The sequence below is a fragment of the Patiriisocius hiemis genome, from assembly GCF_031846325.1.
GTDB classification, from domain to species: domain Bacteria; phylum Bacteroidota; class Bacteroidia; order Flavobacteriales; family Flavobacteriaceae; genus Patiriisocius_A; species Patiriisocius_A hiemis.
In genome coordinates this window covers 547,335-566,116 of sequence record NZ_JAVRHZ010000002.1, presented here as the reverse complement: position 1 = coordinate 566,116, position 18,782 = coordinate 547,335, and the positions used below count along the sequence as shown (strand labels likewise).

Genomic DNA, 18,782 nt, shown 5'->3' with positions numbered 1-18,782 from the left:
AATACTGGAGACTGCCTCTAGCCTATGGTACTTCTATCTCGTTTACTATTTTGTTTATTATATCCTCAGAAGTTATATTTTCTGCTTCGGCTTCATAGGTAATTCCAACTCTATGACGCAATACATCATGGACTACAGCCCTAACATCTTCAGGAATTACGTATCCCCTTCTTTTTATAAATGCATAACATTTTGATGCCATGGCCAAGTTAATACTTCCTCTTGGAGAAGCCCCAAAACTTACTAACGGTTTTAAGTCTGCCAGACGATAATTTTCTGGTGTACGCGTTGCAAAAATGATATCGAGAATGTATTTTTCAATTTTCTCATCCATATACACTTCTCGTACAGCACTTTGAGCGCGTAGTATTTGATCTATGGAAACTACAGGGTTTACAGTATCATACGCACCTGTAAGGTTTTGACGCATGATAAGTTGTTCCTCATTAATAAGCGGGTATTTAATTACCGTTTTAAGCATAAAACGATCCACTTGTGCTTCTGGCAACGGGTACGTTCCTTCTTGTTCAATTGGGTTTTGAGTTGCCATTACTAAAAAAGGCTTGTCTAAAGTAAAAGTAGTTTCCCCAATTGTCACTTGTTTTTCCTGCATAGCTTCTAATAATGCAGATTGAACTTTTGCTGGTGCTCGGTTAATCTCATCTGCAAGTACAAAATTTGCAAAAATAGGCCCTTTCTTTATGCTGAAGTCATTCAGCTTCATGTTATAAATCAAGGTACCCACAACATCTGCTGGTAATAAATCTGGTGTAAATTGAATACGACTAAAGCTTCCTTGTACAGCTTTTGAAAGTGTATTGATAGCTAAGGTCTTTGCTAATCCAGGGACACCTTCAAGTAGAATATGTCCTTGCCCTAGCAAACCTATAAGTAATCGTTCTACCATGTGTTTTTGTCCAACAATTACTTTGTTCATTTCCAAAGTAAGTAAATCTACAAAAGCACTTTCCTTCTCTATTTTTTCATTTAATGCTCCAATATCAAGTGTCGTATTTGCTTGTTCCATAAAGATTATATTTTCTTTTGCTTGTGCGGGTTAACTAACCCGCAATTTCTTTTTTTATTTTAAAAATACCTGTTAATGATTGGTTAAAAATACTGATGATAAAGACGACGACTTTTTTTAGTTGTTGCAGCCTTTTTGCTACCTTTAAAAATAAAATATGATTACAAATAAAACGGTTTTTATAACTGGCGCAACTTCTGGAATTGGTGAAGCAACAGCACGTTTGTTCGCCTCTGAAAACGCAAAGCTTATTATATGCGGTAGAAGGCAGGACCGTCTTGACTCGCTTAAAAAAGAACTTTCTGAAACAACAGAAGTCCACACACTCACTTTTGATGTTAGAAATAAAGAAGAAGTGTTTTCGAAAATAGCGTCACTACCTTCAGCATTTTCAAAAATTGATATTCTTATTAATAACGCAGGGAACGCACACGGTTTAGACCCTATACAAAAGGGCAATATTGAAGATTGGGACGCAATGCTAGACATTAATGTTAAAGGCTTGCTCTATGTAAGTAAAGCTATTATCCCAAAATTGGTGGCTCAAAAAAACGGACATATTATTAATATTGGCTCTACTGCTGGAAAAGAAGTGTATCCTAACGGAAATGTGTATTGTGCCAGTAAACATGCGGTAGATGCTATTAATGAAGGAATGCGGCTAGACCTTAATGGAAAGGGTATAAAAGTGGGAGCTATAAACCCAGGCTTAGTAGAAACAGAATTTAGCGAGGTGCGTTTTAAGGGTGATTCGCAAAGAGCTTCAAAAGTATATCAAGGATATACACCCTTATATCCAGAGGATATAGCAGATATTATATTATTTGCAGTAACAAGGCCGCCGCATGTGAACATTGCAGACTTAACTGTTATGTGCCTAGCGCAGGCGAGTAGTACTATTGTGGATAAAAAATGAAATGTCTCCTCGAACATTATTTGAAAAATTAATTAATTTAATTTTGAGAATACCGCGCAGAGCGTTCGAGAGGTTTAATAAAAAAGGTTCCCTCCTTCGCGGAAAACATATATGATTAACAAACGTCTTTTAATTAAAAACTTACTTGCTCACAATGATGAGAGTAGCTTTTATGATAAAAAACGAAAAATTGATCTTGGCAGTAAAGAGGGTAAAGCTAAATTTCTTAAACATATTTGCGCCCTTAGCAATAGTAATCCAGCTAATAACAGCTATATAGTAATTGGTGTAGAAGACGAGACCAATGAAATAAGAGGAGTCGATTTTTTTGATGATAGTAAAATACAAAACCTCGTAAATGCCTATTTAACAAACGCTCCTATAATTGTATATGAAAATGTTGCCTTCCCTCATTTACAGCAAGACAAAGTAGTAGGCTTGGTCACAATTAGACCCAACGGAAAGATAACTTCACTTCGTAAAAACATTTGGAAATATTGGGGAGGCTCCATATTTCTAAGAGACGGAAGCATTTCTATGCCTAAGGATTTTGACATTGAAATAAAAGATGTCAACTCAGAGATTGTAAAAGCCATAGAGAATAAAGCAAAAAACAACATCGAGCATACACTAGATGGCGTTATTGATTTTATGAATCACCGTCATAATGACTTAACATCTCACTACAAAGTATTTAAAGAGTTATTTGTTGTCTGTTGGTCTGGCAATATAAAAGAAGTAAAAGGAAAAACTTATTATTCCAGAGTAGATATAGAATTGATAAACGAGCAAGTACGTCTTTTTTATTCAACATTAGATGAAGTCACTATCGCTTATACAGATGACGAATTTAAAATAACCGAATATGTCCACCTTGGACTCAATGACAAGTATAAATATTATCCCTTAGAAGAGGTTTGCATCACCTTTAGCGATAATGGATCGTACCAAATAGATACTACGCTAATTTTTGAGCCACCACGGTTCAATAAAAAAACATTGCATCATATTTATAACTCTAACAATTCATTAATTGAAAAACTTAAAAATAAGATTGCTTTAAACCCTTCAGAAGAAAAAGATTTACAGCACCTTCCAGCCACCTATCTTATTTGTTTCTTAAATGATTTTACTGAAGCAAAAACAAAATTATTAGAGGCTAAACCCTATTTAAAGGCTACTAATCAAAGCGTATATAAAAGCTATAAAGAATCTGTTAGGATACTTAGAAAGGTAAAGTATAATTGATTTCCCTGTAACATTAACTGCAAATATTTTACTTATATTTAGAATTCAATAATAAAACACTACCTCATGGGAATTTTTGACAAAATAAAAGAAAAGTTAAGCAACGAATTTATTGATATTATTGAGTGGCTTGACTACACAGATGACACCATTGTTCACCGCTTTGAACGCTATCAAAACGAAATTAAAAACGAAGCAAAATTAATTGTTCGAGAAGGACAAACAGCCGTTTTTATTAATGAAGGACAACTTGCAGATGTGTTCACTCCTGGCACTTACACATTAAACACACAAAACTTACCTATTCTGGCAACCCTCAAAGGGTGGAAATATGGTTTTAATAGCCCATTCAAGGCTGAAGTTTATTTTGTAAACACACATCTTTTTACAGACGAAAAATGGGGGACAAAAAACCCAATTACTTTAAACGATGAGCGATTTGGTCTTGTTGAAATTAGAGCCTTTGGAACCTATGCTTTTAAAATTAATGACGCTGGAAAATTTATAATAGATATTGTAGGTACAGATAATAATTTTACCAACTTCGAAATTAATGAACACCTAAAAAGTCTAATTGCCACACGATTTACAGATACAGTTGGAGAAGCTAACTTGCCTATAGAATTATATGCTGCAAATACTACTGAATTGTCTGAAACCTGTAAGGAAGTAATGCAACCAGAGTTTAATAGCGTTGGTATCTCTCTTGAGAAATTTTTTATTGAAAATGTCTCAATGCCAGAAGACCTTAAAAAAGAAATCTTTGAGTATAGCCGTATTGACAAACTAGATCTTGATAAACTTACTAAGTTTAAAACTGCAAAAGCTATTGAAGCCGCTGCTACAAATGAAGGAGGAACAGCTGGCGCAGGAATGGGAATGGGAATGGGCTTTGTCCTTGCACAACAAATGGGAGGCACAATGATGTCAGGTCAACAGCAACAGCCCCAAATGGGAGTCTCGCAAGGTACGACACCGCCTCCAATGCCAGTAGCTATACAATATTTTTATGCAGCTAATGGACAACAAGCAGGACCTGTTTCTTTTGAGCAATTAAAAGCACTTTTTGCTAATAGAACCGTAAACAAGGATACACTTGTCTGGAAACAAGGCATGCAAAATTGGATAGCTTTACAAAAAGTAGAAGAATTAAAAGCATTTTTAGGAGGAAGCACACCACCACCACTTCCTGCATCATAACCAATGCAAGAAACACCTACTCAAAAATCTGAATTAAAAAAGTCCTGCGTCAATTGTGGCGCAGAACTTACCTATGCTCCTGGGACAACTTCGCTTACCTGTGATTATTGTAGTTACAAGCAAGAGATTCTTGTTTCAGAAAACACCTTTGAGGAGTTAGAGCTTTTTAAATATTTAAATGAAATGGGCGCGCAATCACATAGTGAGCAAATCACTATGTTACAATGTAAAAATTGTGGTGCCAACCAACATATTGAAGAAAATTACAAGTCTTTACATTGTGTCTATTGCAGTACACCTCTTATTATAGAAGATGCATATAAAGAAGATTGGATTTTGCCGGGAGCTGTTGTTCCTTTTCAATTATCACAAGAAAAAGCACATCAGATTTTTAAAAAATGGGTAAATGGGCTTTGGTTTGCACCAAACGATTTAAAAAAAGCATCGCTAGACCCACAACATACTAAGGGACTTTATTCACCTTACTGGACTTTTGACGCACAGCTATTTGCTACCTATACTGGACAAAGAGGAGAATACTATTATGTGACAAGAACAGTAGGCTCTGGTAAAAATAGACGTACTGTAAGAGAACGAAGAACCCGCTGGTATCCAGCCTCTGGTAACGTAAGTGGTTTTGTAGATGACACACTTATTAAAGCCTCCAAACAAAAATCTGGGATTATCCCTTCAAAGGTATCACGATGGAACTTAAAAGAATTAAAACCCTTTGACAGCGGTTTTCTAGCTGGTTTTGTTACCGAAAAATATACTATCCCTTTAAAAGATGGGCATTTAGACGCCAAAAAAGAAGCTAAAGTTATTGCAACTAGATGGGCAAGAAATGACATTGGAGGTGATACACAAAGAGTATCTTCTATAAATATGCATCTAAGCGAAGAAACTTTCAAGCATATTTTATTACCTGTATATATTAGTGCTTATAAGTTTAAAGGAAAGCGCTATAACTTTTTCGTGAATGGGCAAACAGGAGTGCTCTCTGGACAACGCCCATATTCTTTCTGGAAAATTTTCTTTTTAGTTTTGGGTATTCTTATCGTGATTGGAGTAATTGTTTATTTTGCGAATCAAAATCAATGAGTACGTACGTAGTTGGTGATATACATGGAGGGTTAAAAGGACTATTACAAGTATTAGACAAAGTACCCTATGTGGTAAATGATACATTTATCTTTGTAGGCGACTATGTTGATGGATGGAGTGAAAATGCCGAAACCATTCGTTTTTTACTTTCTTTTTCTGAAAAACAACCCTGCATTTTTATACGAGGCAATCATGATGAATTACTCTATAATTATCTAGTTGGAAAAGGAGAGCCAACCATGTGGCTCAATCATGGTGGGCAAGCAAGTAAAGATAGCTATGCTAAAATTTCTGAAGAAGAAAAACAGCAACACATTCAATTTTTAGAATCGTTGCACAACTACTATATTGACGATGAAAACAAACTGTATTTACATGCAGGATTTACTAATTTACACGGGCCACAGAATGAATATTTCCCTAATGTAGTTTATTGGGATAGAACGTTATGGGAAATGGTATGTGCTTTAAACCCAAATCTATCACCAGAAGATAAAAATTACCCTAAAAGACTAAAGCTCTTTTCTGAAATTTACATAGGCCACACACCAGTTACAAGAATTGGAAAAACTACACCCACTAATTTTGCCAACGTATGGAATATAGATACTGGCGCTGCTTTTAAAGGCCCTGTTTCTATTATAAATACAGAAACTAAAGAGTTTTGGCAAAGTGACCCTGTTTGGGAGTTATATCCTGATGAAAAGGGACGGAATTAAAAAAGGCTCACTTATAATGTGAGCCTTTTTTGTATATAGATATACTTTAATACTATAAATCAAACTTGATTCCTTGTGCTAAAGGTAGCTCTGTAGTATAATTAATGGTATTGGTTTGTCTTCTCATATAAACTTTCCAAGCATCACTACCAGACTCACGTCCTCCACCTGTTTCTTTTTCACCTCCAAAAGCTCCACCAATTTCTGCTCCAGAGGTTCCAATATTTACATTAGCTATTCCGCAATCACTTCCAGCATGACTTAAAAAGCGTTCCGCTTCTCTTAAATTATTTGTCATGATAGCCGAAGACAGTCCTTGTGCTACATTGTTTTGTATATCGATGGCGTTTTCTACGTCGCCGCTATACTTTAATAAATATAAAACAGGTGCAAACGTTTCGTGTTGTACAATTTTATATTCTGGTTGCGCTTCAGCAATTGCAGGTTTTACATAACAACCACTCTCATAACCTTCCCCAGATAATACACCGCCTTCTACAATAATATTTCCACCTTCTTCTACAACTTGCGATAATGCTTTTTGGTACATATCAACAGCATCTGTATCAATAAGAGGTCCAACATGGTTGTTCTCGTCCAATGGGTTTCCTATTCTTAATTGTTTGTATGCATCTACAATTGCATTCTTAACTTTGTCGTACATACTTTCGTGAATAATAAGACGGCGTGTAGAAGTACAACGTTGCCCAGCTGTTCCTACTGCACCAAATACAGCACCAATCACCGTCATTTTTACATCGGCATCTGGAGTCACTATAATGGCATTATTTCCTCCTAATTCTAAAAGAGACTTTCCTAATCTCGCACCTACTTCTTGAGCAACAATTTTACCCATTCTTGTAGAACCTGTAGCAGAGATCAAAGGAACTCTTTTATCCTTTGTCATATATTCACCTACTTTATAGTCTCCATTAATTAGACATGAGATACCTTCTGGTAAATTGTTTGCAGCAAAAACTTCTGCTGCAATATTCTGGCAAGCAACCCCACATAGAGGTGTTTTTTCACTAGGTTTCCAAACACAAACATCTCCACAAACCCAAGCCAATGCAGTATTCCAAGCCCAAACTGCAACTGGGAAGTTAAAAGCAGAAATTATCCCTACTACACCTAGCGGGTGGTATTGCTCATACATTCTATGTCCAGGACGCTCACTATGCATAGTAAGTCCATGCAATTGTCTAGATAAACCAACTGCAAAATCACAGATGTCTATCATTTCTTGTACTTCACCTAATCCTTCTTGATAACTTTTTCCCATCTCATAAGAAACTAGCTTACCAAGTGGTTCTTTCTTCTCTCTTAATTTATCACCAAACTGTCTTACAATTTCTCCTCTTTGCGGTGCTGGCATCGTTCTCCATGTTTTAAATGCAGAAGTAGCAGCACTCATCACTTTTTCATAATCTTCTTTTGAAGTAGAAGTAACTCTGGCAATAAGTTCGCCATTTACAGGGGACTTTGAGGCTATTTCATCTCCATCAGAAAACCAATTACTTCCCGTTGAAGTTCCCTTATTTAATTCTTTAATACCAAGTTCTTGAAGCGCTTCTTCTATTCCAAAGCTAGTTGCTACCGTTGACATATTATGTATGTTTTTTTAATTTAAAATTAATTGTTGCGAAGGTACTGAAAGCTATGAAGACTGTAAAAGTTTAGAGTAGTAAAGTAAGCGTCATTATTCTTATTCAGTAAAACGACTATCTACTTCCATTATCGTCCCACAATTTGAACAGGTGCGTAAATCTTCACTTCCATAAAAATGCTTAAAATGCTTTAAAAAATCTTTTTCAATATCGGTAAGCGAAAAATACACCTCGTGGAGTTTATTGTTACAAGAGTCACAAAACCATAATAATCCATCTTTTGCTTCTAGATCGTTTCGTTTTCTTTCAATAACTAATCCAATTGAGTTTTCCTGACGCACAGGAGAATGTGGCACCTTAGCTGGGTGTAAGTACATATCTCCAGGACCTAATTTCATAGTTTTCTTTTCTCCGTCTTCTTGAATATGCACTTCTATATTACCTTCTAATTGATAAAAAAGCTCTTCTGTTTCGTTGTAATGATAATCTTTGCGAGCATTAGGGCCTGCAACAATCATAACAATATAGTCATCTGCTTCTTTATATAGATTTTTATTTCCAACAGGTGGTTTTAGTAAATCTCTATTTTCTTCTACCCATTGGGTTAAATTAAAAGGTTTTAAAATAGCCATTGCCGTAACTTTTAAAGATGTGACTTTAAAAATACGGCAATAGATTAAGTTATAAAAGTTAAAGTAATTTTACTTCTTATAGAAAAGTTGTGTGTGATAATATCTGCCTCCATCATCAGGTACAATTCCAAAACCAGAATGTGTATAATTTCCTTCAATTACAGCTCTGTGGCTAGGGCTGCTCAACCATGCATGTACAAGGGTTTCAGCATCTGTATATCCAAAGGCAACATTTTCTCCAACAGTTTTAGCACCTTGACTTCTTAATGCAGCAGAACGAACTCCAAAGTTATCATGACTAATCTTACTTTGATCAATCATATATTTAGTATGATCTACGGCATAAGCACTTGCGTGTTGCTTGTCTTTTTTAATAGTAGAAAGTCCTTGAGATACTCTATGCTCATTTACAAGTCTTAATACTTCGTTTGCTAATTCCCAATCTGTTTCGTTAACAAGGGACAGGTCTATTGTGTAGTTAATTTCTTCTTGAACTACTTCTTCATCTTTTTGGCATGATGTAGTAAATGCAATCATTACCAAAGCCAGTAGGCTAAGTTTTAATGTTTTCATAAGTCGGGGGCATCAAATTTGGGGCATGATGCTGACTCAAATGTAAGAAAAAAATGACATATAAATACATTTAAACTGATTTATTGTGCATTTAATCGAAAAAATATCATTTATTTGAACTTTATGTAAGAAATTTCATCGTCATTCATCGCCCGTCATTACTAGGAAAATTCCTATATTTATTGTTCAAACTTGAAATATGAAAAAAATTCAAATTTTAACACTTTTAATCGTGATTTTTGTGTCTTTCAGCTGTAAAAATGATACGGAAAGTGTTAAAAAGGTAACGAAAGTTGCTTCAGAAACAGAACAAAAGTTAGAAAATTTTGGAATTGTAATTCATGGAGGTGCAGGTACAATTCTTAAAAAAAATATGAGTGACTCTTTAGAAGCTGCTTACAAATCTAAACTAGAAGAGGCCATTAAAGTAGGGCACAACATTCTTAAAAATGGTGGTACTGCAATGGAGGCTGTTACCAAAACGATTAACATAATGGAAGACTCACCTCTTTTTAATGCAGGAAAAGGAGCTGTTTTTACTCATGAAGAAACAAACGAGTTAGATGCCTCTGTAATGGATGGCGCAACCTTAAATGCAGGAGCAGTAAGCGGTGTGACTCAAATTAAAAACCCAATAGACCTTGCCCTAGAGGTAATGAACAATTCTCCCCATGTAATGTTAAGTGGCAAAGGCGCTGAGGTTTTTGCTAAAGAAAAAGGTTTTGAGTTAGTAGATCCGTCTTATTTCTACACAGAGAAAAGGTTTAAGTCTTTACAGCGCATCAAGGATAGAGAAAAAGCAGAACTAGATCATGATGGAACAACTGCATTTATAGACCCATTTATAAAAGATTCAAAATTTGGAACCGTAGGCTGTGCTGCCTTAGATAAAAATGGAAATCTTGCTGCAGGTACTTCAACTGGAGGTATGACCAACAAACGATGGAATAGAATTGGAGATGCACCTATTATTGGTGCTGGAACCTATGCTAACAATGCAACCTGCGCAGTTTCATCAACAGGCTGGGGTGAATATTTTATACGTGCTATGGTAGCACATGATATTTCTGCACTAATGGAATATAAAGGTCTTAGCTTACAAGAAGCAGCAAAAGAAGTAATACAAGAAAAAGTGCCTGCATTAGGAGGAGATGGTGGTATTGTCTCGATAGATAAAGATGGAAATGTTGCTATGGAGTTTAATACAGCAGGTATGTATCGCGCCCACATGAACGCAGAAGGGGAATTGGTAATTGGAATTTATAAAGAATAAGATGACCCAACCTTATTACGCTGTTATTTTTACAAACACCCTAACTGAAAAAACAGAGGGGTATGAAAAAATGGCAAAACAAATGGAAACCTTGGCTAGACAACAGCCAGGGTTTTTAGGTTTTGAAAGTGCAAGAGACACCATAGGCATCTCCATTAGTTATTGGGATTCCTTAAAAGCAATCTCTAATTGGAAAGAAGATATTGAGCATAAAAAAGCACAACATTTAGGCATAACTAACTGGTACAAAAACTATACGCTACGTATTTGTAAAGTAGAGCGAGAGTATAGTTTTGAAAGATAGTTAGTAATGTTAAACTCTTCACAAATACGATAGCTATCTATACTATTAAAAAGAAGTATCACGTTACAAGAATATCCACAACCACTTTCCTAATAATTACTGCTATTTTCTATTTTCTTCTTGTAATTGAAGTAAATAGCTACATAAAGTTTACACAACTTTCTTAATAAATAGCACCCCTTTTAGTAATTTTAGTAATCTATTTAAACCATCGCTTTATGAAAACGTTGTGCCGTATCCTTCTATGTACCACTCTACTTATTACTTCCTGTTCTAAGAAAAACCAACAAGCCGAAACCGATAATCTCTTTAAATTTAAAGAGTATATCTCATACAACACCAATGGTAGCCAATCTATCGCTTCTCCCATTACGATAGAGCTTTCTAAAACCTTAGACCAAATTGAGGTTACACAGGAAATACCTTCAGAATATGTAAAAATTTCTCCCAAAATAGAAGGTACATTAACTGTTGAAAATAGTAGAACACTTATTTATCAGCCTAGCGAATACCTTCAACCCGATACTGAATATACCATTACTGTAAAGCTTTCAGAATTATATGAAGATGTACCCTCAGATTTTAAATCGTACACTTTTAGTTTTAAAACTATTACACCAAACTTTAAAATGGACGTAAACAACCTCCAGTCCTACAGTAAAAAATGGCAGTATCTAAATGGGACCATTGAAGCCTCTGATCTCATTACAACAAAAAAAGCAAAGGAATTAGTGTCTGCAACACAAGGTGATAAAAAAATAGCCATAAAATGGCCTAGTGAAGAAGGGCATTCTAAGTTTTTTAATTTTACAATTGATAGTATTCAACGAGCTATTGATGATAGTAATATCATTATAAAATGGGATGGAAAAGCTATTGGAGCAGATAACGAAGGGAAAATCACTTTTCCCATTCCTGGTCAAAACAATTTCACTATTGTGGATGCAAAAGCAAGCTCAGCTCCACAAGCTGCTCTAACTCTCAATTTTTCGGACCCTTTAGACCCAAATCAAAACTTCTCTGGTTTAGTTGCAATTGAAAAAGCTCAGTCTCTTCGTTTTGAAGTAGATGGAAACATACTTACAGTATATCCCTCAAATAACATTATTGGCAATGTTAGAGTAACTGCATTTAACGGGATTAAAAACACAGAAGGGTTTACACTTAAAAAAGAATTTAGCGAACTCCTTTCCTTTGAGCAATTAAAACCGGCAGTACGTTTATTATCACAAGGAGTTATATTGCCTAATGCGGCCTCTACCCCTATTTATTTTGAAGCTGTAAACCTTACTGCTGTAGATGTTCGAGTTATAAAAATTTATGAAGCAAATATGCTTCAGTTTTTACAAACATCTAATCTAAACGACAACAACAGTTATGAAATAAGAAGAGTAGGAAGGCGCATAGTAAAAAAGACAATCACTTTACAAGAAAAAGGACTTACCAATAATGGTTTGTGGAAAGCACATGCAATTAATCTTTCAGAAATTTTTAGCGCAGATCCTGGCTCATTATACCGGATAGAATTAAGCTTTAAAAAAGAATATAGCACTTATAGTTGTGCTATGGCGTCACAAGAAAGCACTACAGAAACGTATGATGAATACGAAGAGGACTATTATGATACTGCTATAGTTGAAGAAGTTGAAGAAGCCCGAGAAGAAAGGTATTGGGACAACGAGTTGTACAATTGGAGAAACAATAGCTATAATTGGAGAGAACGTGACAACCCTTGTCATGAAGCTTATTATAATGGAAATCGTGTAGTTTCAACTAATGTTCTTGGAAGCGATTTAGGGCTTATAGTTAAAAAAGGAAACAACAAATCGTATCACTTTGCAGTATCAAATTTACTTACTACAAACCCTGAAGGTGCTGTAAAGATTGACCTATTTAACTTTCAGCAGCAAAAAATTGAAACCATTACTACAGATGCAGATGGGATGACATTATATGACAGTAAAAAAACCATTGCTTTTGCAGTAGCAAGGAAAGGAAGCAATTATGCCTACGCAAAGCTTGAAGATGGTAATGCATTGTCGCTTAGTAATTTTGATGTGTCAGGGAAACGACTTCAAAAAGGACTTAAAGGTTTTATATATACAGAAAGAGGCGTACATCGCCCTGGAGATAGTATTCACTTAACCTTTGTGTTAAATGATGTTGCAAATCCGCTGCCAAAAAACCACCCTGTGAGTTTAGAACTAACAGATGCAAGAGGTAAGTTGGTTCAACGAACTGTACTAAATAGTAAAACAAACTCTCAAAATGGCGTTGTGCAAAAAGGCTTCTACTATTTACCAATAAAAACAGAAGCTTCTGCTCCTACTGGAAATTGGAATGCAACTGTAAAAGTGGGAAGTGCTGCTTTCACAAAATCCTTAAAAGTAGCTACTGTAAAGCCCAACCGCTTAAAAATAAAATTAGATTTTAAAGACGAAGTGCTGGATGCTAGCAAACCAATAGAAGGAGACATTGCTGCAACTTGGCTACATGGTGCACCTGCGAGAAATTTAAAAGTAGAAATGAACGCAACTCTTAGAGCAACCAATACTGCTTTTAAAAAGTTTCCAACCTATAAGTTTAATGATCCCATCCGAAGTTTTTCAGAAATTGAGATTCCGGTTCTTTCAAAAAACCTAACACAAGAAGGCCTTGCAGCCTTTTCAAAAAAGGTGTCTTTAAGTAATAAAGCACCAGGAATGTTACAAGCTACTTTTTTAACTAAGGTTTTTGAAGGTGGTGGAGATTTTTCGATTGATGTTTTCAGTAAAAATCTTGCTCCTTATTCACATTTTGTTGGTTTACAATCTCCAGATCCGCATAGGTATGGTTCTTATTTTACAGATGAGAACGTGAAGTTTAAAGTAGCGAGCGTAGATGCACAAGGCAATCCAAGTGGAAGCCGAAAGCTTGAAGTTAAGGTCTTTAAAATAGAATGGCGTTGGTGGTGGAATCGTGGGTATGATAACCTTTCACGCTATGAAAATAGTGTGGTTCACAAACCTGTAAAAGAATTTACTGTAACTACAAATAGTAAGGGAACTGGAGATTTTACAGTAAACATTCCTGAGAAAAGCGGTGGACGTTATTTAATTCGTGTCATAGATACAGAGAGTGGTCACGCAACTGGGCGTGTTACCTATTTCTACAGAAACTGGTGGAGCGCACCTATGGATTCTGAAAGTGCAAAAATGCTTGTTTTTTCTGCTGAAAAAGAAAAGTATACTGTTGGAGAAACAGCTCAAATTACATTTCCTTCAGGAAGTAAAGGGCGTGCATTATTAACTGTTGAAAATGGAACTGAAGTTCTTACCAAACAATGGATTGAAACTACTAAAGGAGAGACTAAAGCTTCGATAAAAATTACCAAAGAAATGGCGCCTAATGTGTATGTAAACATTTCTTTGCTACAACCTCATGAGCAAACCAAAAACGATTTACCTATTAGACTTTACGGAGTAATTCCGTTATTAGTTGAAAATCCTTCTACAATTCTAGAACCCCAACTAGCAATGCCAGAAGTGCTTAAACCAGAAGAAACGTTTATAGTTTCTGTTTCTGAAAAGTCTAAAAAAGCAATGACGTATACCATTGCTTTGGTAGATGAAGGATTATTAGACCTCACCCGTTTTCAAACTCCAAAAATTCATGACGCATTTTACACTAGAGAAGCACTAGGTGTAAAAACTTTTGATATTTACGATTATGTTATTGGTGCATATTCTGGTAGTGTAAATAACATCTATGCTATTGGAGGTGGCGGTGCAGCAGCTGGCGCCAAGAACAGGAAAGCAGATAGGTTTAAACCTGTTGTGAAATATTTAGGTCCTTTTGAGTTAAAAGCTGGGCAAACTGCAAATCACAAAATTACTATGCCTAATTATGTTGGGTCTGTAAAAACTATGATTATTGCAGGAAATAATGACAAAAGTGCTTACGGAAGTAATGAAAAAGTAACTCCTGTGCGTAAACCACTAATGGTATTAGCCTCCTTACCTAGAGTGTTGTCGCCAGGTGAAATGGTTACACTTCCGGTAACTGTATTTGCAATGGAAAAAAAGGTAAAAAGTGCCACTATAAATTTAAAAGTTAGTGATGCTTTAAAACCATTAAATGGTACTTCAAAAACAATTTCTTTCCCAGAAATTGGAGAGCAGATTGTAAATTTTGAATTTGAAGTATTGCCTTCAAATACCTTTCAAACTGTTGAAGTATCTGCTTCTGGAAGTGGTGAAAAAGCTAGTCATAAAATTGAAGTAGATGTAGAAAACCCGAATCCAATTTTTCAGAAAACAACACCATATAATCTAACTAAAGATGGCTCAAAGACTATCACTTTTGAAACCTATGGAGTTGCAGGAACTAACGCTGCTACCATTGAGTTTTCTACACTCCCTCCAATGGATTTCAATAAGCGCTTACAATACTTAATTAGTTATCCGCATGGCTGTATAGAGCAAACTACTTCAGGTGTATTTCCACAATTGTACCTGGCAGATGTTTTTGATATTACATTCAATAAGAAAATGGAAATTGAAGAAAATATAAAGGCAGCTATCCAACGGCTTGATAATTTTCAAACTACAAGCGGGGGTCTTAGTTATTGGCCAGGTGAAGGGTATGAAAACGAATGGGGGACTAATTATGCAGGTCATTTTATGTTAGAAGCAGAGAAAAAAGGATACGCCTTACCTATAACATTTAAAAGTAATTGGCTGCGCTACCAACAAACCCAAGCAAGACAATGGCGTAATAAAGATAGTCGTTACAATGCTAGCTTAACACAAGCGTATAGGCTATATACACTAGCACTTGCTGGAAAACCAGAATTAGCCGCAATGAATCGATTAAGAGAAGCAAATTACATTAGTAATAATGCCAAATGGCGATTAGCAGCTGCGTATGCACTAGCTGGCAAGGAAAATGTCGCACAACAAATTGCACAAACGGCAAATATTGATTTTGTTCCTCATAAATATGACTACTACACTTACGGTTCTCCTTTTAGAAACAAGGCAATGGCACTTGAAACAATGGTGTTGTTGGATGATTCTAAAAAAAGGGAAATAGCCGTTTCTCTAGCAAAAGCATTAAGTTCTTCGAGGTGGTATAGTACTCAAGAAACTGCCTATGGCTTACTTGCTATGGCAAAGATGGTTGAAAAAGCTGGTGGTAAAGCAATAGAAATTGATTTTGTTCAAAACGGAAAAACTATAAATATTAAAACAGAAAAAGCTGTTGCTCAAAGAGAACTTGCAACAACCATGGGAGTAAACACGGTATCTATCACTAATAAAAAAGGAAATGACATTTACGTATCTATTGCTCAAAAAGGAAAACTTCCTTTAGGAGAGGAACTTTCTGAAACACGTGGATTCAAATTACAAACTAGGTTTGTAGATAGCAATGGCAAGGCAATTAGCATAGATAATATAAAACAAGGAGATGAAATTACAGCTAAGATTACTGTTATTAATAACACAAGTGATTATGTAGATAATATAGCACTTTCACAAATATTTCCTGGAGGATGGGAAATAGTAAATACAAGTTTTACTAGTCTTGGGGGAGGAGCAACTGGAGATGCTAGATATACAGATATTCGTGATGATAGGGTAAATTTCTATTTTGATTTAGGTAGTAGAAAATCTAAAACGTTTACAGTAAAAATAAATGCCTCATACCTAGGAAAATACTATTTGCCAGGCACACAAGTAGAAGCTATGTATGACAATAATTATTATGCAAGAAATAAAGGAACTTGGATTGAAATAAAGCAATGAAACAATTCATAACACATAAAATAAAAAAACACAAGTTTAAACTTGCTAGTATAGGCTTGTGTTTTATTCTATGGTTTTTTTGCTTGCCATCTACTCTTTTTGACGTGCCAACAGCTACCGTTGTAGAAAGTAAAGGTGGGAATATGATTGGGGCTAGAATTGCCGACGATGGCCAATGGCGTTTTCCAAAAGTAGATAGCATACCTTACAGGTTTGAGCAATCCATTCTTCATTTTGAAGACGAATACTTTTACAAACACCCAGGTTTTAATCCTATTTCAATTTCAAAAGCATTATGGGGTAATATAACTACTAATAAACGTCGTGGCGGGAGTACATTAACACAACAAGTAATTAGACTTTCTCGTAAAAATAAAAAAAGAAGTTATGGCGAGAAATTAATTGAAATTATTCAAGCTACTCGATTAGAAGCAGGTTATTCTAAAAAAGAAATTTTAAATCTTTATGCTAGTCATGCTCCTTTTGGCGGAAATGTAGTTGGTCTTGAAACAGCTTCGTGGCGTTATTTTGGGGTTCGTTCAAGACAATTAAGTTGGGGGCAATCTGCAGCACTAGCTGTACTGCCCAATGCACCTTCTTTAATATTTCCAGGAAAAAATGAGACTATTTTTAAAAAGAAAAGGGACAGATTGCTTTTAAAGTTGTTTCAAAATGAAATAATAGATAAAACCACCTATGAGTTAGCTATTTTAGAGCCACTCCCTGGAAAACCTTTTCCCTTACCTGAAGTTGCTCCTCATTTTACCGAAAAGATTAAGCAACAATACAAAGGGCAACGCATTCAATCTACAATAGACTTCTCCTTACAAAAACAAATAAACAGAATTACTAAGGAGCATCATTACTTGTTATCCCAAAACGAAATTAACAATCTATCTATACTTGTTTTAGATGTAACTACTAGAGAAGTAGTTGCTTATGTTGGTAATGCGCCTACAACTTTGGCGCATAACAATTATGTAGATATCATTGATAAACCCAGGAGTACTGGGAGTATTCTAAAACCGTTTTTATATACTGCTTTATTAGACGCAGGAGAGTTATTACCTAATACACTAGTGGCAGATATTCCTACTAATGTTAACGGTTACAACCCACAAAATTTTGATAAAGAATTTAATGGTGCTGTACCAGCAAGTACTGCTCTTGCACGTTCTCTAAATGTCCCAGCTGTGCGAATGCTAAAAAAATATGGGTTAGAGCGATTTTACAACTCTTTAAAAAAACTGAATCAAAAATCTATAAATAAAAATGCCAATCACTATGGTTTATCGCTAATTTTAGGTGGTGCCGAAAGTTCACTTTGGGAAGTTACTGCTGCATATGCTGGCTTAGCGTCTACACTAAATTACTATACAAATTCCTCAAGCGAATATAGAGCGAATGAGTTTAGTAAACCGATTTTTAACTCAAAGAGAAAGTATGATTTTGGAAAGGTAAAATCACAACCAACTGTTTTTAATGCTGGGGCTATTTATAATGCTTTTGATGCAATGCGAAAAGTAAATAGACCACAAGGAGAAGAAAACTGGGACTTTTTTAATGACGCACAACCCATCGCTTGGAAAACAGGAACAAGTTTTGGATTTAAAGATGCCTGGGCGGTTGGAGTAACTCCAAAATATGCTATTGGGGTTTGGGTAGGCAACGCAGATGGTGAAGGAAGGCCTGGATTAACGGGAATTCAAGCAGCAGCACCTTTACTATTTAATGTGGTAGATGTTTTACCAAAAACTGAATGGTTTGCTGTACCATATGATGAGCTAATAGAATCTGAAATTTGTCATCAAAGCGGACACCTCGCAAGTGTCTATTGCAATGAAGTTATAACAGAATTTATTCCTAAAAACGGAATTAAAACAGCAGCATGCCAGTATCATCAACGCACATTTTTAGACGCTACAGAAACATATCGAGTAAATACGTCTTGTTATCTGCTAGCTAATATGCAGCAAAGAAACTGGTTCTCGTTACCTCCGGTTATGGAGTATTATTACGCCCCACTCCATCCCGAGTACAAACCCTTACCTCCTTTTAAAAATGATTGTTTACAAGAAGGTGAGCGCACTATGGATTTTATTTTTCCTAAGAAAAACGAAACGATACTCCTAGCTAAGAACTTTGAAGAAAACACTAACGAAGTCATTTTTAAACTCGCTCACCGAGACCCAGAAACTAAAGTTTACTGGTATCTAGATGATACCTTTGTAGGTACTACCGAAACCTTTCACGAGTTAGCTATTGTACCTAAACTAGGAGAGTATGTTCTTAGTGCTACAGACCAGGAAGGGAATGAAGTCTCTCAAAAGATTGCAATTGATTTTGCTTCTAAGTGATAATCAAATATGTATTTTAGAAGGATGAAAAATGGG

At 35.6% G+C, this 18,782-nt stretch carries 13 protein-coding genes; 9 read left to right on the top strand and 4 right to left on the bottom strand.

All coding sequences use genetic code 11. From position 1 onward, the window contains the following. Positions 1-22 precede the first annotated feature (22 nt). Complete coding sequence (locus RM538_RS06725; RefSeq protein ID WP_311332640.1) at positions 23-1,027, bottom strand: AAA family ATPase; 1,005 nt, start codon at positions 1,025-1,027, stop codon at positions 23-25. Positions 1,028-1,184: 157 nt separating this feature from the next. Here RM538_RS06725 and RM538_RS06720 point away from each other — a divergent pair, with 157 nt between their 5' ends. From RM538_RS06720 to RM538_RS06700, 5 genes are all read left to right on the top strand, one after another. After that, positions 1,185-1,943 (top strand): SDR family NAD(P)-dependent oxidoreductase, encoded by a 759-nt coding sequence (locus RM538_RS06720; RefSeq protein WP_311332639.1) that lies wholly within the window; start codon positions 1,185-1,187, stop codon positions 1,941-1,943. Between the two features lie 111 nt (positions 1,944-2,054). Then, positions 2,055-3,191, top strand: a complete 1,137-nt coding sequence (locus tag RM538_RS06715; RefSeq protein WP_311332638.1) for an ATP-binding protein — start codon at positions 2,055-2,057, stop codon at positions 3,189-3,191. Positions 3,192-3,257: 66 nt separating this feature from the next. Continuing rightward, positions 3,258-4,391 (top strand): SPFH domain-containing protein, encoded by a 1,134-nt coding sequence (locus RM538_RS06710; protein WP_311332637.1) that lies wholly within the window; start codon positions 3,258-3,260, stop codon positions 4,389-4,391. Between the two features lie 3 nt (positions 4,392-4,394). Continuing rightward, entirely contained in the window at positions 4,395-5,492 is a 1,098-nt protein-coding gene (locus tag RM538_RS06705; RefSeq protein WP_311332636.1) for a TFIIB-type zinc ribbon-containing protein, read from the top strand. Continuing rightward, positions 5,489-6,214, top strand: a complete 726-nt coding sequence (locus RM538_RS06700) for a metallophosphoesterase family protein (protein WP_311332635.1) — start codon at positions 5,489-5,491, stop codon at positions 6,212-6,214. The genes RM538_RS06705 and RM538_RS06700 overlap by 4 nt, the downstream gene beginning before the upstream one ends. A 52-nt stretch (positions 6,215-6,266) precedes the next feature. Here RM538_RS06700 and amaB read toward each other — a convergent pair whose 3' ends face one another. From amaB to RM538_RS06685, 3 genes are all read right to left on the bottom strand, one after another. Next, positions 6,267-7,820: an L-piperidine-6-carboxylate dehydrogenase gene (gene amaB / locus RM538_RS06695; protein ID WP_311332634.1), complete on the bottom strand. Its 1,554-nt coding sequence runs from the start codon at positions 7,818-7,820 to the stop codon at positions 6,267-6,269. Positions 7,821-7,919: 99 nt separating this feature from the next. Further along, positions 7,920-8,453: a 3-hydroxyanthranilate 3,4-dioxygenase gene (locus RM538_RS06690; protein ID WP_311332633.1), complete on the bottom strand. Its 534-nt coding sequence runs from the start codon at positions 8,451-8,453 to the stop codon at positions 7,920-7,922. Between the two features lie 69 nt (positions 8,454-8,522). Next, the gene (locus tag RM538_RS06685) at positions 8,523-9,026 is read right to left on the bottom strand and encodes a CAP domain-containing protein (protein WP_311332632.1); all 504 of its coding nucleotides are present in this window, start codon (positions 9,024-9,026) and stop codon (positions 8,523-8,525) included. A gap of 199 nt (positions 9,027-9,225) precedes the next feature. Between RM538_RS06685 and RM538_RS06680 the strand changes: the two genes are divergently transcribed. From RM538_RS06680 to pbpC, 4 genes are all read left to right on the top strand, one after another. Continuing rightward, positions 9,226-10,299 carry an isoaspartyl peptidase/L-asparaginase family protein gene (locus tag RM538_RS06680; RefSeq protein ID WP_311332631.1) on the top strand — a complete coding sequence of 358 codons (1,074 nt, stop codon included), beginning with the start codon at positions 9,226-9,228 and terminating at the stop codon, positions 10,297-10,299. A gap of 1 nt (position 10,300) precedes the next feature. Then, positions 10,301-10,603 carry an antibiotic biosynthesis monooxygenase family protein gene (locus RM538_RS06675; protein ID WP_311332630.1) on the top strand — a complete coding sequence of 101 codons (303 nt, stop codon included), beginning with the start codon at positions 10,301-10,303 and terminating at the stop codon, positions 10,601-10,603. A gap of 218 nt (positions 10,604-10,821) precedes the next feature. Beyond that, entirely contained in the window at positions 10,822-16,389 is a 5,568-nt protein-coding gene (locus RM538_RS06670) for an alpha-2-macroglobulin family protein (protein ID WP_311332629.1), read from the top strand. Further along, complete coding sequence (pbpC, locus tag RM538_RS06665) at positions 16,386-18,746, top strand: penicillin-binding protein 1C (protein WP_311332628.1); 2,361 nt, start codon at positions 16,386-16,388, stop codon at positions 18,744-18,746. The genes RM538_RS06670 and pbpC overlap by 4 nt, the downstream gene beginning before the upstream one ends. Positions 18,747-18,782 lie beyond the last annotated feature (36 nt).

Excerpts from the sequence above, each read along its gene's own strand:
- RM538_RS06725 (WP_311332640.1), bottom strand. The coding sequence starts at position 1,027 with ATGGAACAAGCAAATACGACACTTGATATTGGAGCATTAAATGAAAAA.
- RM538_RS06720 (WP_311332639.1), top strand. The coding sequence starts at position 1,185 with ATGATTACAAATAAAACGGTTTTTATAACTGGCGCAACTTCTGGAATT.
- RM538_RS06715 (WP_311332638.1), top strand. The coding sequence starts at position 2,055 with ATGATTAACAAACGTCTTTTAATTAAAAACTTACTTGCTCACAATGAT.
- RM538_RS06710 (WP_311332637.1), top strand. The coding sequence starts at position 3,258 with ATGGGAATTTTTGACAAAATAAAAGAAAAGTTAAGCAACGAATTTATT.
- RM538_RS06705 (WP_311332636.1), top strand. The coding sequence starts at position 4,395 with ATGCAAGAAACACCTACTCAAAAATCTGAATTAAAAAAGTCCTGCGTC.
- RM538_RS06700 (WP_311332635.1), top strand. The coding sequence starts at position 5,489 with ATGAGTACGTACGTAGTTGGTGATATACATGGAGGGTTAAAAGGACTA.
- amaB (WP_311332634.1), bottom strand. The coding sequence starts at position 7,820 with ATGTCAACGGTAGCAACTAGCTTTGGAATAGAAGAAGCGCTTCAAGAA.
- RM538_RS06690 (WP_311332633.1), bottom strand. The coding sequence starts at position 8,453 with ATGGCTATTTTAAAACCTTTTAATTTAACCCAATGGGTAGAAGAAAAT.
- RM538_RS06685 (WP_311332632.1), bottom strand. The coding sequence starts at position 9,026 with ATGAAAACATTAAAACTTAGCCTACTGGCTTTGGTAATGATTGCATTT.
- RM538_RS06680 (WP_311332631.1), top strand. The coding sequence starts at position 9,226 with ATGAAAAAAATTCAAATTTTAACACTTTTAATCGTGATTTTTGTGTCT.
- RM538_RS06675 (WP_311332630.1), top strand. The coding sequence starts at position 10,301 with ATGACCCAACCTTATTACGCTGTTATTTTTACAAACACCCTAACTGAA.
- RM538_RS06670 (WP_311332629.1), top strand. The coding sequence starts at position 10,822 with ATGAAAACGTTGTGCCGTATCCTTCTATGTACCACTCTACTTATTACT.
- pbpC (WP_311332628.1), top strand. The coding sequence starts at position 16,386 with ATGAAACAATTCATAACACATAAAATAAAAAAACACAAGTTTAAACTT.